The organism is Bacillus sp. FJAT-52991 (genome assembly GCF_037201805.1).
Classification (GTDB): Bacteria; Bacillota; Bacilli; order Bacillales; family Domibacillaceae; genus Bacillus_CE; species Bacillus_CE kandeliae.
In genome coordinates this window covers 2,161,641-2,186,846 of record NZ_CP147404.1, presented here as the reverse complement: position 1 = coordinate 2,186,846, position 25,206 = coordinate 2,161,641, and the positions used below count along the sequence as shown (strand labels likewise).

The window sequence follows — 25,206 nt, the reverse complement described above, 5'->3', positions numbered from 1 at the left end:
CTAAATGTTAGCAGTTTCGTATTAAGGAGGAGTACATATGACAGAGGATATGAACCAAGTAGAAGTGAACAACTATGCAGTAGGCGACAAAGTCCAAGCGACAGTGGTGAAAGTGGAAGAGAAGCAAGTGCAAGTTGAAATTGAAGGAAGCAAAAAAGACGGTATCATCCCAATCAGTGAACTATCCAGCCTTCATGTAGAAAAAGCTACGGATGTGGTGAATGAGGGCGACAAGCTTGAACTGCTCGTAACAAAAGAAGAAGACGATCTTTATGTTCTTTCTAAACGCAAAGCGGATGCTGATAAAGCATGGGAAGAAATGAACAAGCGTTTTGAAACTGGTGAAGTGTTTGAAGCTGAAATTAAAGAAGTAGTGAAGGGTGGACTTGTTGTTGACCTTGGCATTCGCGGCTTTATCCCAGCTTCATTAGTGGAAGATCATTACGTAGAAGATTTTGAAGATTATAAAGGTAAAACATTAAGTTTGAAAATCGTGGAATTAGAACAAGAGAAAAACCGACTTATTTTATCTCATCGCGCGGTTCTTGATTTAATGAAATCAGAAAATAAGAAGAAAATCCTTTCAGAAATTCAAACGGGTGATGTGTTAGACGGTAAAGTGCAACGACTCACTGATTTTGGGGCTTTTGTCGATATTGGTGGCGTAGATGGACTTGTTCATATCTCTCAACTATCGCACGAACATGTAGATAAGCCTTCTGATGTCATTAAAGAAGGGCAAGAAGTGAAAGTCAAAGTATTGTCTGTTGATCGAGACAGTGAAAGAATTTCTTTATCGATTAAAGAAACATTGCCTGGACCATGGACGAATATTGCGGATAAAGCGCCAATCGGATCTGAATTAACTGGAAAAGTAAAGCGCCTCGTATCGTATGGAGCATTTGTTGAAGTATTCCCAGGTGTAGAAGGCCTTGTTCACATTTCACAAATCTCTAACAAACATATCGGCACACCGCATGAGGTGCTGCAAGAAGGCCAAGAAGTCACAGTAAAAGTTCTTGATGTGAATGAAGAAGAAAATCGTTTATCTTTAAGCATGAAGCAATTCGAAGAAGCAGAAGCTGAGCAGGAAGTAGATTCTTACGAAATGCCTGAAGAAAGCACAGGCTTCCAACTTGGAGAAATGATTGGAGATAAATTAAAAGGTTTAAAAAATAACAATTAAATTAAGTAAGACTATTTGAATGAGAAAACGGTGATGAGTTGTGACTAGGGAACAAAGAAAGCGAGAACACATTCAACATGCACTCTCTACAGGTCAAAGCCGCGCGACGGGTTTTGATGATATCAATATCGTTCACCAAAGTCTTCCAAACATCGCTTTGAATGATCTCTCAATTCAAACTAAAATTGGCGAACTTACTTTAAGTTCGCCAATTTTTATCAATGCGATGACTGGTGGCGGAGGCAGAGAAACAGAAAAGATTAACGAAAGCCTCGCTATAGCAGCAAGAGAGTTAGGATTGGCTATGGCAGTAGGGTCACAAATGTCTGCTATTAAAAACCCTGTTGAAAGACAAACCTTTCGTGTCGTTCGTCAAATGAACCCGAAAGGAATCATCTGGGCTAATATTGGCAGTGAAGCGACGGTTGAACAAGCAAAAGCTGCTGTGGAGATGCTTGAAGCGGATGCGCTCCAAATTCATTTAAATGTGATACAAGAACTCGCGATGCCTGAAGGGGATCGTGATTTTTCGGGAGCTTATGAGCGAATTCAGATAATGGCAGAGTCATTGCCCGTACCTGTGATTGTGAAGGAAACAGGATTTGGCTTAAGCAAGGAAGCCGTTAATCAATTATCTGCTACACCGTTAGCCGCTGTTGATGTGGGTGGTTTTGGTGGAACTAATTTTGCTGCTATTGAAAATGCTCGCAGAAACAAAGCCCTTACCTATTTTAATAGCTGGGGAATTTCTACGGCTGCATCAATTGTAGAGGCGAGACAAACAGCGCCAAAACATTTACATGTGATCGCTTCCGGTGGCATACAGCATAGCTTAGATGTGTTAAAAGCGCTTATACTCGGAGCTGATGCGGTTGGGATGGCTGGATTTTTGCTAAAAATCTTGCTGCAGGAAGGCTTTGACTCGTTACTAACAGAAATTACAGAGCTTCATGAGGACTTAAAAATGATGATGTGCGCTCTGGGGACTACATCAATAGAAGAGTTGCATCGCGTACCGGTGGTTATTAAAGGAGATACATATCATTGGTTAGATGTGCGAGGGTTTGAGCCGGCTCATTTGAGTCGAAGATCATAAAATCAAACTCAGTGCCTAAAAACTCGAATCTTTAAGCAAGAACTCTTTCATGGTTTTGGTTGCTTGCTAAGGAGAATATTGATAGAATGGATAAGTTCAGAAAACCCTTCTACATCAGAAGGGTTTTATTTATACGGACATAGACCATAATGATGATAATCAAAATAGAATGCAAGTGTGGAAAGGATGAATGAAATGGTGAAACCAGTAGTCGCTATTGTAGGGCGCCCGAATGTAGGGAAATCAACCATTTTCAACCGAATTGTCGGCGAAAGAATTTCAATCGTCGAGGATATTCCTGGTGTAACGAGAGATCGAATCTATAGTTCAGGAGAATGGTTAAATCATGAATTTAACCTTATTGATACCGGTGGAATTGATTTAGGAGATGAACCGTTTTTAGAGCAAATTCGCCAGCAGGCAGAAATTGCGATTGAAGAAGCGGATGTAATCATCTTTTTAGCAAGTGGAAGAGAAGGGGTGACTTCAGCTGATGAAGAAGTTGCTAAAATTTTATACCGCTCTAAAAAGCCAGTCATTCTCGCAGTCAATAAAGTAGATAATCCAGAAATGCGCAGTCAAATTTATGATTTTTATTCTTTGGGCTTTGGTGAGCCATTTCCTATCTCCGGTGCGCACGGAATAGGCTTAGGAGATATGTTAGATGCCGTTATCGCGCATTTTCCAAGTGCCGATGAAGAGGACTATGATCCGGATGTCATTAAATTTTCTTTAATTGGTCGTCCAAATGTAGGAAAGTCCTCTTTAGTAAATGCCTTATTAGGGGAAGAACGAGTCATTGTTAGTGATGTTGCTGGAACGACGAGGGATGCAACGGATTCTCCATATATGTATGATGGCCAAGAATATGTCATTATTGACACAGCAGGCATGAGGAAAAAAGGAAAAGTATACGAAACGACAGAAAAATATAGCGTCCTGCGCGCATTGAGAGCGATTGAACGATCGGATGTTGTTTTAGTCGTCATCAATGTGGAAGAAGGTATTAGAGAGCAGGATAAACATATTGCCGGCTATGCCCATGAAGCTGGTCGTGCGGTGATCATTGTCGTCAATAAGTGGGATGCGATTGAGAAAGATGAGAAAACGATGAAGGAATTTGAACAAAGTATTCGCAGTCATTTCTTGTTCTTAGATTATGCTCCCATCGTCTTCTTATCGGCTAAGACAAAAAAACGGGTCCATACGTTATTGCCAATGATTAATCAAGCGAGTGAAAATCACGCGATGCGTGTACAATCTAGCGTGCTAAATGATGTGATCATGGATGCTGTAGCGATGAATCCTACGCCGTCAGATAAAGGAAAACGATTAAGAATTTATTATGCGACACAAGTAGCTATCAAGCCGCCTACTTTTGTTGTTTTTGTTAATGAACCAGAGCTGATGCACTTTTCTTATGAACGTTTCTTGCAAAATCGAATTCGTGAGGCGTTCGGCTTTGAAGGAACACCGATTCGAATTCTTTCGCGTGCTCGAAAATAATGAAAAGCTGGTGAATAAAACATGAAGAAAAAAGAACAAATAGCTGTTATTGGAGCTGGAAGCTGGGGAACGGCTTTAGCTCTTGTGCTTGCTGATAATGGCCATGAAGTTCGCCTATGGGCTCATAATCAAGTACGTATTCAAGAAATAAATGAGCAACATACGAATCATCAATATTTGCCTAATATTAATCTTCCGAAAAACATTGTTGGCTACCATTCCATGGAGGAAGTTCTTGATGGGATTGATTTGATTGTTTTGGCAGTACCAACAAAAGCAATTCGTGAGGTACTTCGGTCCATTCAAGACCATCAAAAAGAACCGTTGACCATTGTTCACGTTAGCAAAGGGATTGAACCGGATACGCTTTTGCGCATCTCTGAAATGATTGAAGAAGAGATGCCGAAAGAGCTTTATCAAGCGGTTGTCATTCTATCTGGCCCTAGCCATGCAGAAGAAGTGAGTTTGCGCCATCCAACAACGGTGACCGTTTCCTCTAAAGATATGGAGGCAGCAGGAAGAGTTCAAGATATCTTTATGAATCAACATTTCCGTGTGTATACCAATTCTGACATGGTTGGAGTGGAAATTGGCGGAGCATTAAAAAATATTATCGCTTTAGCTGCTGGAATTTCTGATGGTCTAGGTTATGGTGACAATGCGAAAGCGGCTTTAATTACGCGAGGTTTAGCCGAAATTGCCCGATTAGGAACAAAAATGGGAGCAAAACCGCTGACTTTTTCGGGACTTACGGGTATTGGCGATTTAATTGTGACTTGCACTAGTGTTCATTCCCGTAATTGGAGAGCAGGAAACATGCTTGGTCAAGGGAAAAAACTAGAAGAAGTGTTGGCCGATATGGGCATGGTTGTTGAAGGGGTTCGGACGACCAAAGCGGCTCGGCAATTATCGGTGAAATATGGGGTGGACATGCCGATCACGGAAGCACTCTATGGCATATTATTTGAAGAGTGTGACCCGAAATCAGCCGTTGATGGATTAATGGCTCGTATGAAAACAAATGAGATGGAAGGTTTAGTGAATGTATATGAAGATCGTCAATATGATGAAATATAGGGACATTCGCTGAGTCAAAAGTAAGAAGCATTCCATATAATATGATGAGAAAGCCAGCTATATCAAGAGATAGCGGTCGAATCAGCTGAGGCAGCGAACCAGTCTGCTTCAGCTTTTTTTTTTGAAAAAGTGAAAGATAATGAGCTTATATGCCTATTTTTAAAAATGGACAAGCCTGATGAAAGAGGGTTTCAGTATGTTCACGGCCCAATTTAGGTAAATGTTATGATATAATCAGGTCGATAACTGAAAGGGGTAATGTAAGATGTCGCCAGCAATGTTAAATATGTGGATTTCTTTTGCCGGTATGGGACTTATGATTCTAGCCGTCATGACGATTTATTTAAGTCGCTATAAAATCAAAAATGGTTTTTTTAAACTGATCTCTGCCATCTTTGCGTATGCTTGTTTAATTATTGGTGGAGTGATTATGGTTTATATTGTATTTAGTGGTCCAACAGGAGCTTAGGGGGAAAGTAGCTAATGAAAAAATGTTCAATGATCGTTTTATTAATTCTCGTTTCTTCTATTATGAGCGGCTGTATGTTTCCGGAGGATCAAATGGCAGCTAATCAGGTGCCGTATGAAGATCAAGTACAATCTGTGCAAACAGCAGTGAATCAATATAAAGAGCAAAATGATGGACTGTTACCGATTAAAAACAAAGAGGCCGATACACCGCTGTATGAAAAATATCCGATTGATTTTAATAAAATATCACCACAATTTATGGCAGAACCGCCTGGGAATGCCTTTGAATCGGGAGGAATATTTCAATATATTCTAGTAGAAGTAGAGGAAAATCCAACAGTTAAACTCATTGATTTAAGAATGGCTGAGCAAATTCGTGAGCTTCAACTGCGTATTAAAGCTCAAAAGTATCCACCATATCATAAAGAAATAGCTCCGAATGTGTATTCATTAAAATATGATGAGCTCGGCTATGAAGAAGAGCCTTATGTGGTTAGTCCTTATTCCAATAACAATTTACCGTTAGTTATTACCGGTGATGGTCAAGTTTTTGTGGATTATAGTAGTGATTTGTATGCCGTGCTACAGAAATCTAAAGAGAAGCCGAAACCAGGAGAGGACATTCGTCCTTTGCTTTACAAGGATTCTTTAATCGCTCCGGGTTTTTCCCTTCCTTATACCGTAGATGAAAACAAGGAGCCTGTGTTTATGGCGAAATAACAGATAGAAAAGAGTCTCCAGTTAGCATATTGGAGTCTCTTTTTTTCTGCCTATGATTTTCAGGCATATAAAAGAGGGACAACATCATACAATTTAATGTATGAGAAACGGGCTAATAGAAAGCGTAAGCAATAAAGCAGGGAGGGAATCAATTGGAAAAAACAGATGTTTTTAAAGATATAGCTGAACGGACAGGAGGAGATATTTATTTAGGTGTTGTAGGGGCTGTTCGAACAGGTAAATCGACATTCATCAAGAAATTTATGGAGCAAGTTGTACTTCCAAAAATAGAAAATGAAGCAGAACGAGCTCGTGCACTCGACGAACTACCGCAAAGTGCAGCCGGCAAAACAATTATGACAACTGAACCGAAATTTGTTCCAAACCAAGCGATTTCTATTAAGGTGGATGACGGTTTGGATGTCAATATTCGTCTCGTCGATTGTGTCGGGTATGTCATTCCAGAGGCTAAAGGATATGAGGATGAAAATGGACCGAGAATGATTCATACTCCTTGGTTTGAAGAGCCGATCCCGTTTCATGAAGCGGCAGAAATAGGCACTCGCAAAGTGATTCAGGAGCATTCCACGATTGGTGTAGTGATCACAACAGATGGTACTGTAGGAGAAATTCCTAGAGAGAATTATCTTGATGCAGAAGAAAGAATCATAGCAGAATTAAAGGAAGTTGGGAAGCCTTTTATTATGATCGTCAACTCCGCTAGGCCATTTCATCCAGAAACAGACAGTTTACGAGACAGCTTAATAGAAAAATATGATATTCCAGTTCTCTCGATGTCAGTAGAAAGTATGAGAGAAACAGATGTGATTAATGTGCTGAAAGAAGCGCTGTTTGAATTCCCTGTTCATGAAGTGAATGTGAACTTACCAGGTTGGGTCATGGTGTTAAAAGATAATCATTGGCTTAGAGGACATTATCAAGAGGCGATTAAAGAAACGGTGCAGGATATTAAGCGGCTTCGGGATGTCGATCGCATTGTTCAGCAATTCGATGACTATGAGTTTATTGAAAATGCAGGGTTAGCAGGGATGGATATGGGGCAAGGGGTCGCAGAAATTGATTTATTTGCTCCTGATGCACTATATGACCAAGTGTTAAAAGAAATAGTGGGAGTTGATATACGCGGGAAGGATCATTTGCTTGAACTTATGCAAGATTTTGCTAATGCCAAAAGGGAATATGATCAAGTGTCTGATGCTTTAAGAATGGTGAAACAGACGGGTTATGGAGTTGCCGCTCCTTCTCTTGAAGATATGAGTCTTGATGAGCCAGAAATCATTCGTCAAGGATCTCGCTTTGGGGTTCGTTTAAAAGCAGTGGCACCATCTATTCATATGATTAAGGTAGATGTGGAGTCAGAGTTCGCTCCAATTATTGGGACTGAAAAACAAAGTGAAGAGCTCGTTCGTTATTTAATGCAAGATTTTGAAGACGATCCATTATCCATTTGGAATTCAGATATATTTGGTCGAAATTTAAGTTCCATTGTCCGTGAAGGGATTCAAGGAAAATTAGCTTTAATGCCGGAAAATGCAAGATATAAACTGAAAGAAACGTTAGAACGAATCATTAATGAAGGTTCAGGAGGGATGATTGCTATTATTTTATAAGTATACTGATACCCCAGACTCTCTACTAAAGGAGGGTCTGTTTTGTGTTTTTTTAACAAAGATGAAAGAATGGTTAAAACTTAAGGGATTCTGCTTGATAAGCCATTTCTTATGTGATAATCTTTTAACAGAATTAATGCAGAAACATTGATTCAATAGCTTTTTTTTAGTTTTATGTATAGAATTAGAAAAAATAGCTTACTAATGAAAGTAATGGATTTAAATACAAAACTTTCGTTGATACCCTCTTGGGAGGAGGTGAATGGCATGAATAAAACAGATTTAATTAATCAAGTTGCAGAAGCAGCTGAACTTTCTAAAAAAGATGCTACTAAAGCGGTTGACGCCGTCTTTGATGCCATCCAAAACACGTTAGCAAACGGCGATAAAATTCAATTAATCGGTTTCGGTAACTTTGAAGTGCGTGAGCGTTCTGCTCGTAAAGGACGTAACCCTCAAACAGGTGAGGAAATTGAAATCGCTGCTAGCAAAGTACCTGCGTTTAAACCAGGTAAAGCATTGAAAGATGCAGTAAAATAATTACATAGCCTAGTGGCTAACCGGAGACCTCAAAAAGGTCTCCTTTTTTACTTCTCTTTGATGTGGTTGTTGCGTTGTGCTAATATTTATATTGTTATAGTATATAGAGTAACATTTTATTTAACGTTGATGGAGAGGGTTGTATAGATATGGCTGAGGTAAATCGCGCTCAAATTGAGGAAGCAGTTAGATTAATATTAGAAGCAGTAGGGGAAGATCCGAATCGTGAAGGACTTTTAGATACGCCGAAGCGGGTAGCAAAGATGTATGAAGAGGTCTTTTCAGGTTTAAATCAAGATCCGAAAGAATACTTTGAAACGGTTTTCGGCGAAGACTATGAAGAATTGGTCTTAGTTAAAGATATCCCTTTTTATTCGATGTGTGAACATCATCTTGTGCCTTTCTTTGGTCACGCTCATGTAGCTTATTTTCCGAAGAATGGAAAAGTGACAGGGTTAAGCAAGTTAGCTCGTGCGGTGGAAACGGTAGCGAGACGTCCGCAATTACAGGAACGTATTACCTCTGAGGTCGCTGATGCGATTATGGAGAAGCTGGAGCCGCATGGTGTGATGGTTGTGGTTGAGGCGGAGCATATGTGTATGGCGATGCGAGGCGTGAAAAAGCCTGGTTCTAAAACGATCACGACAGCTGCAAGAGGGAAGTATGCGGATGATGTACATGCTCGTTCTGAATTGCTTCAACTAATCAAAGGTTAAGAAAAGGAAGGGATGATGAAGCATGAAGTTAAATCAAGCTGACTACATCATGATTCGTGCGCTTGAAGATGGTGTAAATGTTATCGGATTAACAAGAGGGTCAGATACTCGCTTTCATCACTCGGAAAAGCTAGACCGAGGCGAAGTGATGGTCGCGCAATTCACAGAGCATACTTCCGCCATTAAAGTTCGTGGCAAAGCGGAAATTGTGACAAGTTTTGGACAAATGGAAAGTGGAAGTGTGAAAGAATAAATCAGGATAAGCAGGAGGCCATCCGTTGTAGTGCCGAGCTTCTCTATCAACGTCAACATATAGTGTTCCTCCTAGTATTCATGCTATATAAGACGGTGGAGAAGGTTGGCTCTTTTTTATTTATAAAAGCAACTTTTATCTGTTTAATTTACTGACATCCGTTCGTATTTAGTAAGTAAATGTGATATAATGTTGCTTGTTTTATAACATGATGAAATGACAATGATACATAATAAAAAGAAACGGGATTAAGGGGTTAAGACGATGAATGAATGGCTAGAACAAAAATCATTAATTGAACAAGAGGTGCAATATAAACTTTCGTACCCTTATTTGCGAAAGTATATAGATAAGCCGGATATTGACGAAACCCGTCTGATGATATTAATGTTTCCGTTTAATATAGAATGCTTGTCAACCTCTGAAACAAAACAATATATTACCACTGCCACGCTGATTCAAATCGCTCTTGATACCCATGAAAAAGTGACAGCTTCTTCAAGTGATATTCTGAAAGAACAACAGCTAACCGTATTAGCTGGTGATTATTTCAGTGGTTTATATTATCAAATTCTCGCTGATTTGAATGATGTTCATATGATTCGAACACTTGCAGATGCAGTAAAAAGTATTAATGAAAATAAAATTGCCTTATATCAAAACGAGCGATATTCCGTCGAAGCGATCATGGATAGCGTTTATAAAATAGAGACCGAAATTGTCGAGAGGTTTTATCGATTCTTCAATGTTCAACATCTTTTTTCAGGGGTTTCGCACTTGTTGTTCGTAAAAAGATTGTTGAAAGAAAAGGAAGCCTTTCTTTCAGGCGAAAAAGTAATTATCATGGATTCTCTTAAACAGGTGAGGTTTCCTGAAGTAGAAGGAGCGCTTTCAATGGAACAGCAACAAAGTCTTTTTGACATTTGTGAGGAGTATATCATGAAAGCAAGAACAGCTGTCGAACAAATGTTGAGCGCAGGGTTCGTTCATGAACCGATCCTTCATCTTTTCGAAAAAATGTCAGCTGAATTTTTTGGAAATAAAACTTACGTGGAAGAAGGGTAAAGAATGCAACAATCGAAGGAAGAAAGAGTGCATGGGGTCTTTGAGAAAATTTCGAGCAATTACGACCATATGAATTCTTTAATCAGTTTCCAGCAACATAAACGCTGGAGAAAAGATACGATGAAAAAAATGGCTGTGAAAAAAGGAGCTACAGCTTTGGATGTATGCTGCGGAACGGGAGATTGGACAATAGCACTAGCCGAGGTTGTTGGAAAAGAAGGCAAAGTTATTGGACTTGATTTCAGCCATAACATGCTAGAAGTTGGCCGTGAAAAAATTAAAGAGGCAAATTTGTCTCAAGTAGATATGATTCAAGGAAATGCGATGGAACTTCCGTTTGAGGACAATACATTTGATTATGTGACCATCGGCTTTGGATTGCGCAATGTGCCAGATTATATGCAGGTTCTTAAAGAAATGAACAGAGTGTTAAAGCCAGGTGGCATGGCCGTATGTCTTGAAACTTCACAACCGACGATGATCGGTTATCGACAACTATACTTTTTGTATTTCCGCTTTATTATGCCGATGTTCGGTAAGCTGTTTGCCAAAAGTTATAAGGAATATTCTTGGTTGCAAGAATCTGCTCGTGATTTCCCTGGCATGAAGGAACTTGCTCGTATGTTTGAACAGGCAGGATTGGTCAATGTCAGTTATAAGTCTCATACAGGAGGAGTAGCAGCAACCCATATTGGTTATAAACAAAAGTAAATAAGTTGGGTGAAAACATGAAGTTAAATATGCTATATTCGTTTTTAAAGGCGGATATTGATTTAATCGAAAAAGAACTGGAACAAGCAATCTCCTCTCAATCGCCATCATTACGCGATGCCTCCCTGCATTTATTGCAAGCGGGTGGGAAGCGAATTCGCCCGGTATTTGTTTTACTTTCTGCAAAATTTGGCCATTATGAAATTGAGAAAGTAAAAAACGTCGCTGTGGCTTTAGAACTTATTCATATGGCGTCACTCGTTCATGATGATGTCATTGATAATGCGGAGCTTAGAAGGGGACAACCGACGGTGAAAGCGGAATGGGATAATCGTGTCGCTATGTATACGGGCGATTATATTTTTGCCCGTTCGCTTGAGTATATGACAAGTATAGAAAACATTGACGCTCATCGGATTTTGTCGCACACGATTGTGGAAGTATGCGTTGGTGAAATTGTCCAAATTAAAGATAAATACCGATATGAGCAAAATTTACGAGATTATTTACGGAGAATCAAACGAAAAACAGCGCTGTTAATTGCGGCTAGCTGTCAACTAGGAGCCATTTCCGCTGATGTCCCGAAAGAGATTCATCAAAAGCTCTATCAATTTGGTTATAACGTTGGGATGGCTTTTCAAATAACGGATGATATTCTTGACTTTACAGCAACGGAAGCTCAGCTCGGCAAGCCGGCTGGAAGTGATTTATGGCAAGGAAATATTACTTTGCCTGTGTTGTATGCAATGCAGGATGAGCAGCTGAAACAGAAAATTATTCAAGTGAATGAACAGACGACAAAAGCAGAAATGAATGAAATCATCACGTTATTGAAGCGAAGTGATGCGATTGAACGTGCCCATGCATTAAGCCAGCGCTATTTAAATCGGGCGTTAGCTATATTGAAGGAACTACCTTCTAATCGCAATAAAAAAGCATTGCGCGATATTGCCAAATATATCGGTAAACGAAAATATTAGTTTTTTGACGAAAAGATTGTCAAGTTGACCAATCAATGTTACTATTTTGAAGGATTCATTATTTTTTTAAAAACTTACATAATATAGGAGTGACTACAATGGAAAAAACATATTTAATGGTTAAGCCAGACGGCGTACAAAGAGGATTAATCGGCGAGATCGTTGCTCGTTTTGAGAAAAAAGGTTTCCAATTAGTTGGAGCTAAATTAATGAGCGTTTCTAAAGAAACAGCTGAGCAACATTATGCAGAGCATAAAGAGCGTCCTTTCTTCGGCGAATTAGTTGACTTCATCACTTCAAGCCCAGTATTTGCAATGGTTTGGGAAGGTGAAAACGTAATTGCAACTGCTCGTCAAATGATGGGAGCAACAAACCCTAAAGATGCTGCACCAGGAACAATCCGTGGCGACTTCGGTATTACAGTTGGTAAAAACATTATCCACGGTTCTGACTCTCCAGAAAGCGCAGAAAGAGAAATTGCGATTTTCTTCAAAGAAGAAGAATTAACAACTTACAGCAAACCAGTAAACGAGTGGATTTACTAATTTTTATTTGAAACACTGTCTTTTGACAGTGTTTTTTATTTTTGTCAAAAACACCTATTGTACTACTTAGTTGTTGCGATATAATAAGACAAAAGAACTACAATTTATGCCAATTACTGAATAGGGAGAGGAAATAAGAGATGGGAGACTACCAAGAATTTATTCAACAAATACATAGGAAAACAGGCATTGATCTTAGTTTATATAAAGAGGCTCAGATGAAGAGAAGGTTAACTTCTTTATACGAAAAAAAAGGATTTCGCTCATTTAAGGAGTTTTTTGAAGCGATGAATCGTGACCAAGAGTGTTTTAATGAATTTTTAGATCGAATGACGATTAATGTGTCGGAATTTTATCGAAATGCAACGCGTTGGGAAGTGTTAGAAAAGAAGATTTTCCCGCGGTTACTTGCCTCTAATAAAAAGCTGAAAGTATGGAGTGCCGCTTGTTCCACAGGAGAAGAGCCATATACAACAGCCATGGTGCTATCGAAATTTATGCCGTTATCGCAAATATCGATTTTAGCGACGGACCTTGATCAAAATGCGATTCAAAAAGCGAAAATTGGCGTTTATTCTGAGCGGTCGCTGGCGGAAGTTCCGCAAGAAATGAAAGCGAAATATTTTAAGCCTGAAGGAAGCTTTTTTAAAGTGGCCGATGAAATTAAGCGAGCGGTTACCTTTAAACAACAAAATTTATTGTCTGACCGTTTCGATTCCAATTTTGACTTAATCATTTGCCGAAATGTCATGATCTATTTTACCGAAGAGGCGAAGGATCAGCTATATCATAAATTTAATCAGGCATTAAAGCCTGGTGGAGTATTGTTTGTCGGCAGCACGGAGCAAATTTTCAATCCAAATGAATACGGATTTGAAGTGGAAGATACCTTCTTCTATCAAAGATCGCCGCATGCCGTTAAAATTTAACATTGGATGGAGAATAGAGACCTTTATTTCCAGGTCTCTATTCTTATATATGTATAATTTTTTTGAAAATATCATGAATTGCGACAAATTTATCGAGAGTTATGGTAAAATCTCAAAAAGTACATAAGTGTATGGAAATTTTCAAAAATTATGTTATAGTGTTACATAACCGCTTTAACGAGTTGAAGGGAGAAAGTAAAATGAGATATTTAACAGCAGGAGAATCACATGGACCGCAGTTAACGACAATTATTGAAGGGTTACCTGCAGGAATGCCGCTTTTAGCAGAGGACATCAATATAGAACTTAGTCGCCGTCAGAAAGGTCATGGACGGGGACGTAGAATGCAAATTGAGAAAGATACAGTCAGTATTAAAAGTGGGGTCCGTCATGGGTATACACTTGGTTCTCCAGTATCATTAGTTGTTGAAAATGATGATTGGAAGCATTGGACGAAAATTATGGGGATTGAGCCGTTAGATGAAAATGAAGAGGAAGAAGTGAAGCGTCAAATTACTCGTCCACGTCCGGGGCATGCGGATTTAAATGGTGGCATTAAATATGGTCATCGCGACATGAGAAATGTGCTAGAGCGATCTTCCGCACGTGAAACGACGGTGAGAGTAGCGGCTGGAGCAGTAGCTAAAAAGCTATTAAAGCTGCTAGGTATTCAAATTGCCTCCCATGTCGTTGAAATTGGAGGGATCAAGGCAAAACCAATGGATGTGGAGACCATTGAACAGATTCAAGAAAAGAGTGAAAATTCGCCGGTTCGTTGTCTAGATGGTGAAGCGGAAAAGCAAATGATGCAAGCGATTGATGATGCTAAGAAAAATGGCGATTCTATCGGAGGGATTGTTGAAGTCATTGTAGAAGGGATGCCGGTCGGTGTTGGAAGCTACGTTCATTATGATCAAAAAATAGATGCCAAAGTTGCAGGTGCGATTGTGAGCATTAACGCCTTTAAAGGGGTTGAATTTGGTATCGGTTTTGAAGCAGCTGAAAGGTTTGGTAGTGAAGTGCATGATGAAATTGCTTGGACGGAAGAAAAAGGCTACTATCGTAAAACGAATCGATTAGGTGGTTTTGAAGGCGGCATGACAAACGGGATGCCAATTGTTGTCCGTGGAGTGATGAAGCCGATTCCAACGCTTTATAAGCCATTAGAAAGTGTCGATATTGATACGAAAGAGTCATTCACGGCAAGCATTGAACGTTCGGATAGCTGTGCGGTACCAGCAGCTGCGGTTGTAGCAGAGGCAGTTGTTGCTTGGGAATTAGCTGCTGCCATTGTGAACCAGTTTTATAGTGATCGGATGGAGACGTTAATTGCTTCTGTAGAAGAATCAAAACGCTATGCAAAGGAGTTTTGAGAATGCGGCAACTAATGATTGAAATGCCGAATAAGACTTATCCTGTGTATGTGGGGGAAGGGGCATTAACTAAATTAGTAGAATTATTTCAAGGTCCTCTGCACGAAACAACGAAAATCTTGGTCATTGCTGATGAATATGTCGCTGCTCTTCATGGAGAAGCATTAAAGCAATCGATCCCTTCGAATGTACCCTATGAATGGTTGACGGTTCCTAAGGGGGAAGCGGCAAAATCATTTGCTACATTTGAAGCCTGTTTAACATTTGCACTTGAGAAAGGGCTAGATCGAAAATCTTGTATTCTCGCTTTTGGTGGAGGAGCAGCAGGTGATCTTGCTGGCTACGTAGCGGCAAGCTTTATGCGAGGCATTCGCTTTGTGCAAATTCCAACAACGATTTTAGCACATGATAGCGCAGTTGGGGGCAAGGTAGCGATCAATCATCCATTAGGGAAAAATATGGTTGGTCACTTTCATCAGCCAGAAGCTGTCATATACGATACGCAGTTTTTGAAGACGTTGCCTGAGCATGAGGTGCGTTCTGGTTTTGCAGAAGTGATCAAGCATGCGTTAATTGCTGATCCAATATTTTTACAGGAAATTATGAAGAAAGTAACCAATATAAATGATATCACGGAAGATTTCCTTGCCTATTGCCTTGAAAGAGGGATTGAAATTAAGGGAGAAATTGTCAGTGAAGATGAGAGAGAGCAAGGTATTCGCGCCTATTTAAACTTTGGTCATACATATGGTCATGCGCTAGAGGCCGCCTTGGGGTACGGGAAGGTCACTCATGGAGAGGCAGTTGCAGCTGGAATGGTGTATGCTCTTTACCTTAGTCAACAAAAGATAAACTTAGTATTGGACGTAGAAGAGTTTTGCCAATGGTTAAAGAGCCTTGGCTATCGATTAGATTTAAATGCAAGCTTTTCGTTCGAGGAGCTTTATCATTTAATGAAACGAGATAAGAAAACAATCGGTGAGCATATTCGCTTCGTTCTTTTAGAAGCGGTCGGCAAACCGGTTATTTGTGAAATAAGTACGAAGGAATTACAAGAGACAGATCAATTAGTAAGGAAGGAAATGATGACATGATCAGGGGGATACGGGGAGCAACAACAGTGACAGCGAATGATGAAACAGAAATGATAGATGCAACGGAAAAGTTGTTGCAAGAAATGATTAGAGAGAATCAGATACAGCCTGACGATGTATGTTCAATTTTTATCTCGTTGACGGAAGATTTAACTGCCGCTTTTCCAGCTAAGGCGTTAAGACGATTCGATGGCTGGAACTATGTACCAGTGATGTGTATGAAGGAAGTTCCGGTGCCTGAGAGTTTAGAAAAGTGCATACGCGTTATGATGCATGTGAATACGAAGCTTAATCAATCGGAAGTGAAGCATATTTATCTGGAGCAGGCCATCAGTTTACGTCCTGATTTACAAAAACAAAATCATTAATATAACGGAGGGGATATTCATGAAGTGGAAAGATCAAATTGTTCATTTAAAAGCATATCAACCGGGTCGCTCTGTAGAAGAAGTGAAAAAGCAGTTCGGTTTAGAAAAGATTGTCAAGCTAGCTTCGAATGAGAACCCCTTTGGTTCATCAAGCAAGGTACAAGAATGGGTTCAATCATATGCGAGTTCTTTTGCTATTTATCCGGATGGGTATACGACCATTTTACGGACCGCTCTTAGTGAGCACCTAGGATTGAATGAGAAGCAATTGATTTTCGGAAATGGCTCAGATGAGATCCTTCAAATTGTTTCTCGTTCCTTGCTTGAGCCTGGGAAAAATACGGTTATGGCGGCTCCAACATTTTCGCAATATCGTCATAATGCGATTGTAGATGGAGCGGAAGTAAGAGAAATTCCGCTTATGGACGGTGCTCACGACTTAGAGGCCATGAGAGCGGCTATTGATGATCAAACGGCTGTCGTTTGGCTTTGCAGCATCAATAATCCAACGGGTGTTCATTTAACGAAAGATGCGCTAGTGACCTTTTTAAGTCAAGTGCCTCAAGATGTGTTAGTCGTATTGGATGAAGCCTATTATGAATATGTGGTGGCGGATGATTACTACAATGCTCTTGACATGATTCAAAGCTATTCTAATGTGCTAGTCACTAGAACGTTTTCGAAGGCATATGGTTTAGCTAGCTTCCGTGTCGGATATGGTTTTGGCTCGGAAGAAGTGATTCAACGACTAGAGCCTGTGCGGGAGCCGTTTAATGTTAATACATTGGCACAGGGAGCTGCGGTAGCGGCATTGTCTGATCAAGAGTTTATCGATACATGCCGAGCGGAAAACCGCAAAGGATTAGAGCAGTTTTATCAATTTTGCCAAGAGGAAAGCTTATTTTATTATCCTTCCCAAGGGAATTTCATATTAATTGACTTTCAATGTGACAGTGATGAATTATTTGAGTATTTAATGAAAAAAGGGTATATTATTCGCTCTGGCCAAGCGCTCGGATTCCCGACGTTTGTAAGGGTGACAGTTGGTTCGGAAGAAGAGAATGAAGGCATTATGCAAGCGATGAAAAGCTTTATAGCTGAAACAGCTATAAGATAGTAGGTGTAAATCATGAGAGGAAACGTGTTTATTGCCGGCTTAGGGCTGATTGGCGGCTCTCTTGCCAAAAGCATTAAAAAGTCTCATCCACAAGCAACAATCATCGGCTTTGATATTCGTCCTCAAGAAATGGGACTAGCGGAGGCGCTGCATGTGATTGATCAAAGCGCCTCGTCATTTCAAGAAGGAGCTGAGCAAGCCGATTTGATCATTTTAGCGGCTCCTGTTATTCAAACGGAAGAAATGATTCGTGAATTGACTAGCTTTCGCTTAAAAGCTAATGTGATCGTAACGGATACGGGGAGCACCAAAAAGAAAATTATGGAATGTGCTCAAGAGTTATTGGATCAAGGGATTACATTCATCGGTGGGCATCCGATGGCTGGTTCTCATAAAAGTGGTGTCATCGCAGCGAAGGAACATTTATTTGAAAATGCTTTTTATTTATTGACGCCAAGTGCTCATATAGATGAAAAGCAATTAGCGATTTTGAAGAAATGGCTAGAAGGAACGAATGCGAAAATCATTGAATTATCCGCAGAGGATCATGATGAATTGACCGGTGTCGTCAGTCATTTCCCTCATGTTGTGGCTGCGTCGCTCGTTCATCAGGCAGAGAGCTATAACCATCAGAACTCGCTTGTTTCTAGACTAGCAGCAGGTGGATTTAAAGACATTACTCGCATTGCCTCATCCAACCCGGAAATGTGGAAGGATATTTCTCTACATAATAAGGAAGTATTATTAGGGCTGTTAGAAAATTGGCAAGCAGAAATGAATAAAGTCATCGATATGTTGAAGGAAGAAAAGGCGACGGATTTATTTAATTATTTTCATGAAGCGAAGGATTTTCGTGATCAATTGCCTGCTCAATCCATGGGAGCGATTCCTGCTTTTTATGATTTATATGTGGATGTTCCCGATTACCCTGGGATCATTTCTGAGTTGACCGCTTATTTAGCGGAAGAGCGAATTAGTATTACGAATATTCGTATTTTGGAAACACGTGAAGATGTATTTGGTGTGCTCGTCATTAGCTTTCAAAATGACAAAGATCGAATGCGTGCGATGAACTGTATTGAAAAGCAGACGAATTATGACTTATATTTAGCCTAAAAGGGTGATTATAGATGAAAGAGATCGAGTTGAATTTAACAAATTCTGTACTACAAGGACCGCTTGAAGTACCGGGTGATAAATCCATTTCCCATCGCTCTGTAATGTTCGGTGCGTTAGCAGAAGGGAAAACAACGATTCGCCATTTTTTAAAGGGAGCAGATTGTTTAAGTACGATTGATATCTTTCGAAAACTTGGCGTTGAAATTGAGGAAACGGAAGATGAAATCATTGTTCATGGCAATGGGTGGGACGGGTTGAAAGAGCCAGTTGAGATTCTTGATGCTGGAAATTCTGGCACAACGACTAGACTGTTGTTAGGAATTTTGGCGGGCAGACCTTTTCATTCTGTGTTAATTGGTGATGAATCAATTGCTAAACGACCAATGGATCGAGTAGTTGTACCTTTAAAAAATATGGGTGCGCAAATTTCAGGGCGCGAGGATGGGCGTTTTACGCCATTAGCCGTGAAAGGAACAACGTTAACAGCGACACATTATGAGTTGCCGATGGCTAGTGCTCAAGTGAAGTCTGCGATTATTTTTGCTGGTTTACAGGCGGAGGGAGAGACGGTCATTACAGAACCGCTTCCGACTAGAGATCATACAGAGAAAATGATTGAGCAGTTTGGTGGAGAGATGACAAGGCGCGGAAATGAGATCATCGTAAAAGGTGGTCAAGTGTTTAACGGTACAGATATTTATGTGCCGGGAGATATTTCTTCAGCAGCATTTTTCCTAGTAGCTGGTGCGATTGCACCGAATAGTGAAATCATTTTAAAAAACGTTGGCTTAAACCCGACGAGAACGGGTATTATTGATGTGATGAAGAACATGGGTGCCAACATGGAAGTGTTATCAGAGGACTCAAAAGGCGAGGAAGTTGGCACTGTCATCATTCGTAGCTCTGAGTTACAAGGGATAGAAATTGGTGGAGACTTAATTCCTAGATTAATTGATGAAATTCCAATTATTGCTTTGCTTGCGACTCAAGCATCAGGAAAGACGATTATTAAAGATGCCGAAGAACTAAAATTGAAAGAAACGAACCGTATTGATGCCGTTGTCAATGAATTAACAAAGCTCGGTGCAAAGGTAGAAGCGACGGATGACGGAATGATTATTCATGGCAACCAATCGTTAACAGGCGGGCGCGTTACTTCTTATGGCGATCATCGGATTGGCATGATGCTGGCTGTTGCCTCGTTGATCGCATCCGGTCCAGTTGCAATTGAAAATATTGAGGCAATTGCCGTCTCTTATCCGCAATTTTTCGAGGATTTAACTAGTTTAATTCAATAAAGGTGGGGAGCTGAAAATGAATTTATCAGCTCCTTTTCGTTATGAAGAAGGAAATTTTATTAATGTGGAGAATTTATGTATCATAGAAAAGAAAACAAGTTGCTGCTCATCTTGTAAAAAGGATGAAAGGCTAAAGGAAAGAAAGGGTTCGAACATATGTCTTATGCACAACAAATGATGGATTGTTTACAACAAGGAGATGAGCAACAAGCTCGATCGCTATTTAAAAAGGTACTCTCTTTTTCATCTGATGACGAGAAATATAGTCTTGCTGAGCAGCTATATCATTTAGGATTTCTAAATGAAACGAAGGAATTGTACGAAGGATTGCTAAAGAACTACCCAGATGAAGGCGAACTGCGGGTACTGTTAGCTGAAGTTCTTGTCGAGATGGATGAAGAAGAAGAGGCGATGCTTCAATTAGATCAAATGGATGAATCAGATGAGTTTTTTCCAAGGTCGCTGTTATTGTTAGCTGATTTATATCAAATGCAAGGTTTATATGAAGTCAGTGAACAAAAGCTGCTAAAGGCAAAGAGGTTGCTTCCTGATGAACCGGTGATCCAATTTGCTTTAGCCGAATTGTACCTTGAACAAGGAAAGTTCCTCGAAGCGATTAAGAATTATCGTGAGTTGCTCGCACTCGAGGAAGAAGTGATCGCAGGTGTCTCTATTCATCAACGAGTAGCGGAGGCATTAAGTGCTGGTGGGGCATTTGAAGAAAGCCTTTACCATTATGAAAAAGCACTGGATCACAAAATAGAGATCAACACCCTATTTGGTTATGCATTTACCGCATTTCAGGCAGGACATGATCGAACAGCAATCGAGAAGTTTAATGAAGTAAAGGCTTTAGACCCGGATTACCATTCGATTTATTTATATTTAGCAAGGGCTTATGAGCGAGAGGAAGAGCTTGAGAAAGGACTTGAGGTGGCGAAAGAGGGGATTAGCCACGATGAGTTTCATAAGGAGCTATTCTTTATCGCTGGAAAACTAAGCTTAAAGCTTGCTAAAGAAGAAGAGGCAGAAGTCTTTTTCCGAGAAGCATTGGCACTAGATCCAGAGTATTCAGAGGCTGGCTTAACCTTAAATAAACTACTATTACATCAAGAACGCTATGAAGAAGCCCTTGAAATATCAGCGCTGCTTAAGAAAGAAGGAGACGCGGACCCTCAATTTATTTGGGATGAAGCAAAAGCCTATAATGGAATGGAGAACTATCATCAGGCATTAAAATCTTATGAAGAAGCATATAATTTCTTTAACACGAATCATTTGTTTTTGGAGGAGTATGGCTATTTCCTAATGGAAGAAGGAAAACGCAAGGAAGCATGGCAAATGTTCAATGAACTGTTAAAAACGGATCCAACGAATGAAGAATGGCTTTCACTAATCGAACGGTTGAGGGATTAACAGGCTAATACTATTGTTTACAGAGGAGGGATTTATCGATGGCTGCCCCTGTATCTGTTCATGAGAAAAAAGATTTTATCCGCTGGTTTTTAAACCATTATCAATTAAAAAGAAGAGAGTCTGTTTGGATATTAAATTATTTAATGAGCCATGATCAGCTAATGGAGAAGGTTCATTTTGTGGATGACGCCCAATATTGTCCAAGAGGGATGGTCATGTCCACTCATTGTGTAGATAGCGCACCATTTCGGTTTTTTAAAGAAAATATTATGACAACCGATGCTGAGAAATCCTTTCATGATATTCGCCTGAACAAAGAAGAAAATATATATATTGAATTGAAATTTAGAGGGTCTAATATTTCTCATCAATATGCAGCCGTATTAGAAGAAAACCCGTTTATGCCAAGGAATTTGCGAATCACGGAGAAAGATAAAGCGTTAGCCGAGAAATTTCTGAAAGATAGTATTTACCGTTTTCAAAAAGAGCGACTCCTTCAAGAAATAGATGAGGCGCTTGATCGTGCAGATAAAGAACGATTTCTACAATTAACGGAAAGACTAAATCAATTACAATAACCTTTTGCTCACCCGGGCAAAGGGTTATTTTCATCTGAGAAAGGTGGTTCTCTATTGGCCGGCGTGATATGATGAAAAATGAGGTGAATGATAATGAATTGGAACGGAAAAGACACAGAAATGTTTCAACAGCAAAAAGAATATATTGATACAGTGATTATGCCACTTGTCCCGATTTCTTTTGATTCGGATATGAAGCAGGCTGCTTCTCAGTATGAATTTATTCAGTTATTGACCATGCTGTTAGAAAAGCAATTTAAAGGACGAATGCTCCTTGTTCCGCCATTTTCTTATATGAAAAAGCAAAGTGGGGAAGAGAAAGTAGCAGCTATTAATGAATGGGTAGATGAATTTGATCATGCCGGCTTCAAGCATAAGTTTTTCTTCACGTCAGATAGCGATTGGAAGCTCGTAGAAGATCAAATGGAAGGAACGCTCATTTGGGTACCATCTGTTCCGTTAGAGCATATGGAGGATTCCTACAAATATTCTTTGATTGAAGAACAAGCGAAGCAATTTGTCAATATCATTGTACAAAAATGGCAGAAAATTTAACAATATTTCGGAAATTCGTCACACTGTTTTGACTTTTTTAGAGAAGTATCATATTGACCAAAAGTCAAGTTTGGATTATCATAATTATGTCCTAGTTTATGTTTGTGCGATTATTTTATGTCCATAATGGACAGACCTTATGATAGAGGGGGGAAAAGAATGAGCAAACAACGGGTATCAAGACGTCAATTCCTTAACTATACTCTTACGGGAGTGGGAGGTTTTATGGCGGCAGGAATGTTGATGCCAATGGTGCGCTTTGCAGTGGATCCAGTGTTAGAAGGCAAAGCTAAAGGCGAATTTCATCCAACGAAGCAAAAAGTGGATGAATTAAGTAAAACACCAACACGTGTCGATTTCTCTTATGAACAAGTGGATGCATGGTACGTATCTGAAGTAACGCAAACAGCGTGGGTTTACAAAGATGATAAGGGGAAAGTTGTCGCTCTTTCACCAGTATGTAAACATTTAGGTTGTACAGTTAACTGGGAAGGTAATGACAACAAAAACAAGTTCTTCTGTCCATGCCATAATGGATTGTATGAGAAAAACGGTAAAAACATTCCAGGAACACCGCCGACAAAACCTTTGGATGTTTATCCAACAAAAGTGAAAGACGGCTTTCTTCAGATTGGTAAGTCGAAACCAAATAATATCGTGTAAAGGAGGCGTAATACATGCTTAACAAGATTTATGATTGGGTGGATGAGCGTTTAGATATTACGCCGATGTGGCGCGATATCGCTGATCACGAAGTGCCTGAGCACGTAAACCCTGCGCATCATTTTTCCGCATTTGTTTACTGCTTTGGTGGATTAACGTTTTTCGTAACTGTTATTCAAATTTTATCAGGTATGTTTTTAACAATGTATTATGTACCTGACATTAAAAATGCTTGGGAATCAGTATACTATTTACAAAATGAAGTTGCTTTTGGACAGATTGTACGCGGTATGCATCACTGGGGTGCGAGTTTAGTTATTGTTATGATTTTCTTACATACGCTACGTGTATTCTTCCAAGGTGCATACAAAAAGCCTCGTGAACTAAACTGGGTTGTCGGAGTATTAATTTTCTTCGTTATGCTGGGATTAGGTTTCACAGGTTACTTATTGCCTTGGGATATGAAAGCGCTATTTGCGACAAAAGTAGGTATTGAAATCGCTGCCGCTACACCGTTTATCGGGGAGCAAGTGAAGACATTACTTGCTGGTCACCCTGATATTATTGGAGCACAGACGCTTACTCGATTCTTTGCGATTCACGTGTTCTTCTTACCAGCAGCTCTGCTTGCTTTAATGGGAGCTCACTTCGTTATGATTCGTAAGCAAGGGATCTCTGGTCCATTGTAAAATTAAACAAATAATTGACTTGATTTGTATCTTTATAAAAGGAGGGGAACGCTATGCATCGTGGAAAAGGGATGAAGTTCGTTGGTGATTCGCGTATCCCGGCTGAACGTAAACCGAATATTCCGAAAGATTATTCGGAATATCCAGGAAAAACAGAAGCCTTTTGGCCGAACTTTTTATTAAAAGAGTGGATGGTAGGAGCCGTTTTCTTAATCGGTTTTTTATGTTTAACAGTTGCGCATCCGTCTCCGCTTGAGCGTGTTGCGGATCCGACAGACACAAATTATATTCCACTTCCAGACTGGTATTTCTTGTTTCTTTATCAATTATTAAAATACACTTATGCATCTGGACCATACAACGTGATTGGTGCCTTCATTATTCCAGGTCTTGCATTTGGAGGATTATTACTAGCTCCATTTATCGATCGTGGACCAGAACGTCGTCCATTAAAACGTCCATTTGCGACAGGCTTTATGTTGTTAGCGCTAGCATCAATCATTTTCTTAACTTGGGAATCAGTTGCTACTCATGACTGGGAAGCAGCGAAAGCTCAAGGGGAGATTAAAGAAGAAGTTGACGTTGAAATTGACAAAAATGCTGAAGGTTATCAACTTTATCAAAAAAATGGCTGTGTCGGATGTCATGGTGATACATTAACTGGCTCAGGAGCCAATCCATCACTTGTAGATACAGGATTAAAGCCTGAGGAAGTTGCTAAAATCGCTAAAGAGGGCCGTGGTGCTATGCCACCTGGTATGTTCAAAGGTACCGATGAAGAATTAGCTAAATTAGCTGAGTACATTTCTACTTTAGAATCGAAGAAATGATGAAAAGAGATGTTCCGTATTGTACGGAACATCTTTTTTTTGTATATAATAAAGGGAAGGAGGTGACAATTGTGCGCCATTTATATTGGATATTAACAAATAAATCGTTTCTTTGGACCTTATTGATCATTAATATTTTAGGAACGATCTATGGGTACATATGGTATGGCTCTCAGTTAGAAGGAACAGAATGGTATTTTATTCCTTTTGTTCCAGATAGCCCAACAGCTAGTTTATTTTTTGTGGTGGTTTTAGTTGGGTTTTTATTCAAAAAGCATTGGGGTTTGTTTCAGGCATTGGCGGTTATTACCTTATTTAAATACGGGATTTGGGCTGTTGTTATGAATATATTGACGCTAAAAGTGAGCGGTTCTTTGCCTTGGGAAGGGTATATGTTAATGGCTTCGCATCTTGGTATGGCGATTCAGGGATTGTTATATGCGCCGTTTTATCGAATAAAAATGTGGCAATTAGTTGTTGCAGCTGTTTGGACGTTACATAACGAAATTATTGATTACGTATTTATGCAGTATCCTGTCTATTCTCAGTTAAACCTATATATCAAAGAGATTGGTTATTTTACATTCTGGCTTAGTCTGCTCTCCATTTTTATTGCTTGGTACGTTGGAGTGAAGGAACAACGACTGAAATGGAGTTTACCTGAAAAATGGTGATGTTGC

The 25,206-nt window shown here is 39.7% G+C and carries 28 protein-coding genes; all 28 read left to right on the top strand.

Annotation, left to right across the window (positions count from 1 at the left end; translation table 11 throughout):
* Positions 1-37 precede the first annotated feature (37 nt).
* The 28 genes from rpsA to WDJ61_RS11040 all read left to right on the top strand — a co-directional run bounded on the left by rpsA (position 38) and on the right by WDJ61_RS11040 (position 25,200).
* A complete protein-coding gene (gene rpsA, locus WDJ61_RS11175) occupies positions 38-1,186 on the top strand; it encodes a 30S ribosomal protein S1 (protein ID WP_338749711.1) in 1,149 nt (382 codons plus the stop codon).
* Positions 1,187-1,226: 40 nt separating this feature from the next.
* Positions 1,227-2,282: a type 2 isopentenyl-diphosphate Delta-isomerase gene (gene fni / locus WDJ61_RS11170; RefSeq protein WP_338749709.1), complete on the top strand. Its 1,056-nt coding sequence runs from the start codon at positions 1,227-1,229 to the stop codon at positions 2,280-2,282.
* 195 nt (positions 2,283-2,477) lie between these two features.
* Positions 2,478-3,788: a ribosome biogenesis GTPase Der gene (der, locus tag WDJ61_RS11165; RefSeq protein WP_338749707.1), complete on the top strand. Its 1,311-nt coding sequence runs from the start codon at positions 2,478-2,480 to the stop codon at positions 3,786-3,788.
* 21 nt (positions 3,789-3,809) lie between these two features.
* The gene (locus tag WDJ61_RS11160; protein ID WP_338749705.1) at positions 3,810-4,865 is read left to right on the top strand and encodes an NAD(P)H-dependent glycerol-3-phosphate dehydrogenase; all 1,056 of its coding nucleotides are present in this window, start codon (positions 3,810-3,812) and stop codon (positions 4,863-4,865) included.
* A gap of 265 nt (positions 4,866-5,130) precedes the next feature.
* Positions 5,131-5,334, top strand: coding sequence for a DUF2768 domain-containing protein (locus WDJ61_RS11155; RefSeq protein ID WP_338749703.1), 204 nt, complete (start codon positions 5,131-5,133; stop codon positions 5,332-5,334).
* Positions 5,335-5,348: 14 nt separating this feature from the next.
* The gene (locus tag WDJ61_RS11150) at positions 5,349-6,056 is read left to right on the top strand and encodes a hypothetical protein (protein WP_338749701.1); all 708 of its coding nucleotides are present in this window, start codon (positions 5,349-5,351) and stop codon (positions 6,054-6,056) included.
* A gap of 152 nt (positions 6,057-6,208) precedes the next feature.
* The gene (spoIVA, locus tag WDJ61_RS11145; protein WP_338749699.1) at positions 6,209-7,687 is read left to right on the top strand and encodes a stage IV sporulation protein A; all 1,479 of its coding nucleotides are present in this window, start codon (positions 6,209-6,211) and stop codon (positions 7,685-7,687) included.
* A gap of 213 nt (positions 7,688-7,900) precedes the next feature.
* Complete coding sequence (locus WDJ61_RS11140) at positions 7,901-8,227, top strand: HU family DNA-binding protein (protein ID WP_413789098.1); 327 nt, start codon at positions 7,901-7,903, stop codon at positions 8,225-8,227.
* A 149-nt stretch (positions 8,228-8,376) separates the two neighbouring features.
* Entirely contained in the window at positions 8,377-8,943 is a 567-nt protein-coding gene (gene folE / locus WDJ61_RS11135) for a GTP cyclohydrolase I FolE (protein ID WP_338749695.1), read from the top strand.
* A 22-nt stretch (positions 8,944-8,965) separates the two neighbouring features.
* Entirely contained in the window at positions 8,966-9,196 is a 231-nt protein-coding gene (gene mtrB / locus WDJ61_RS11130; protein ID WP_094835406.1) for a trp RNA-binding attenuation protein MtrB, read from the top strand.
* Positions 9,197-9,460: 264 nt separating this feature from the next.
* A complete protein-coding gene (locus WDJ61_RS11125) occupies positions 9,461-10,261 on the top strand; it encodes a heptaprenyl diphosphate synthase component 1 (protein ID WP_338749691.1) in 801 nt (266 codons plus the stop codon).
* 3 nt (positions 10,262-10,264) lie between these two features.
* Positions 10,265-10,972 carry a demethylmenaquinone methyltransferase gene (locus tag WDJ61_RS11120; protein ID WP_338749689.1) on the top strand — a complete coding sequence of 236 codons (708 nt, stop codon included), beginning with the start codon at positions 10,265-10,267 and terminating at the stop codon, positions 10,970-10,972.
* Positions 10,973-10,989: 17 nt separating this feature from the next.
* Complete coding sequence (gene hepT, locus WDJ61_RS11115) at positions 10,990-11,952, top strand: heptaprenyl diphosphate synthase component II (RefSeq protein ID WP_338749687.1); 963 nt, start codon at positions 10,990-10,992, stop codon at positions 11,950-11,952.
* Between the two features lie 98 nt (positions 11,953-12,050).
* On the top strand, positions 12,051-12,497 hold the full coding sequence (gene ndk / locus WDJ61_RS11110) for a nucleoside-diphosphate kinase (protein ID WP_338749685.1): 447 nt from the start codon (positions 12,051-12,053) through the stop codon (positions 12,495-12,497).
* 140 nt (positions 12,498-12,637) lie between these two features.
* Entirely contained in the window at positions 12,638-13,426 is a 789-nt protein-coding gene (locus WDJ61_RS11105; protein ID WP_338749683.1) for a protein-glutamate O-methyltransferase CheR, read from the top strand.
* Between the two features lie 200 nt (positions 13,427-13,626).
* Positions 13,627-14,799 (top strand): chorismate synthase, encoded by a 1,173-nt coding sequence (gene aroC / locus WDJ61_RS11100; protein WP_338749680.1) that lies wholly within the window; start codon positions 13,627-13,629, stop codon positions 14,797-14,799.
* Positions 14,800-14,801: 2 nt separating this feature from the next.
* Positions 14,802-15,893: a 3-dehydroquinate synthase gene (gene aroB, locus WDJ61_RS11095; protein WP_338749678.1), complete on the top strand. Its 1,092-nt coding sequence runs from the start codon at positions 14,802-14,804 to the stop codon at positions 15,891-15,893.
* Positions 15,890-16,261, top strand: a complete 372-nt coding sequence (gene aroH, locus WDJ61_RS11090) for a chorismate mutase (RefSeq protein WP_338749676.1) — start codon at positions 15,890-15,892, stop codon at positions 16,259-16,261. Before aroB ends, aroH begins: the two co-directional genes overlap by 4 nt.
* Positions 16,262-16,280: 19 nt before the next feature.
* Positions 16,281-17,378, top strand: a complete 1,098-nt coding sequence (gene hisC / locus WDJ61_RS11085; protein WP_338749674.1) for a histidinol-phosphate transaminase — start codon at positions 16,281-16,283, stop codon at positions 17,376-17,378.
* A gap of 12 nt (positions 17,379-17,390) precedes the next feature.
* Complete coding sequence (locus WDJ61_RS11080) at positions 17,391-18,494, top strand: prephenate dehydrogenase (protein WP_338749672.1); 1,104 nt, start codon at positions 17,391-17,393, stop codon at positions 18,492-18,494.
* A gap of 14 nt (positions 18,495-18,508) precedes the next feature.
* A complete protein-coding gene (gene aroA / locus WDJ61_RS11075) occupies positions 18,509-19,795 on the top strand; it encodes a 3-phosphoshikimate 1-carboxyvinyltransferase (protein WP_338749670.1) in 1,287 nt (428 codons plus the stop codon).
* Positions 19,796-19,951: 156 nt separating this feature from the next.
* Entirely contained in the window at positions 19,952-21,211 is a 1,260-nt protein-coding gene (locus WDJ61_RS11070) for a tetratricopeptide repeat protein (protein WP_338749668.1), read from the top strand.
* Positions 21,212-21,249: 38 nt separating this feature from the next.
* On the top strand, positions 21,250-21,789 hold the full coding sequence (locus WDJ61_RS11065) for a ReoY family proteolytic degradation factor (RefSeq protein ID WP_338749666.1): 540 nt from the start codon (positions 21,250-21,252) through the stop codon (positions 21,787-21,789).
* 93 nt (positions 21,790-21,882) lie between these two features.
* Complete coding sequence (locus WDJ61_RS11060; protein ID WP_338749664.1) at positions 21,883-22,344, top strand: YpiF family protein; 462 nt, start codon at positions 21,883-21,885, stop codon at positions 22,342-22,344.
* A gap of 159 nt (positions 22,345-22,503) precedes the next feature.
* Positions 22,504-23,007: a ubiquinol-cytochrome c reductase iron-sulfur subunit gene (locus WDJ61_RS11055; RefSeq protein WP_338749662.1), complete on the top strand. Its 504-nt coding sequence runs from the start codon at positions 22,504-22,506 to the stop codon at positions 23,005-23,007.
* Between the two features lie 14 nt (positions 23,008-23,021).
* A complete protein-coding gene (gene qcrB / locus WDJ61_RS11050) occupies positions 23,022-23,696 on the top strand; it encodes a menaquinol-cytochrome c reductase cytochrome b subunit (RefSeq protein ID WP_338749660.1) in 675 nt (224 codons plus the stop codon).
* 53 nt (positions 23,697-23,749) lie between these two features.
* A complete protein-coding gene (locus WDJ61_RS11045) occupies positions 23,750-24,526 on the top strand; it encodes a menaquinol-cytochrome c reductase cytochrome b/c subunit (protein WP_338749658.1) in 777 nt (258 codons plus the stop codon).
* Between the two features lie 71 nt (positions 24,527-24,597).
* Positions 24,598-25,200 carry a DUF1405 domain-containing protein gene (locus WDJ61_RS11040; RefSeq protein ID WP_338749656.1) on the top strand — a complete coding sequence of 201 codons (603 nt, stop codon included), beginning with the start codon at positions 24,598-24,600 and terminating at the stop codon, positions 25,198-25,200.
* The last annotated feature ends 6 nt before the right edge of the window (positions 25,201-25,206 follow it).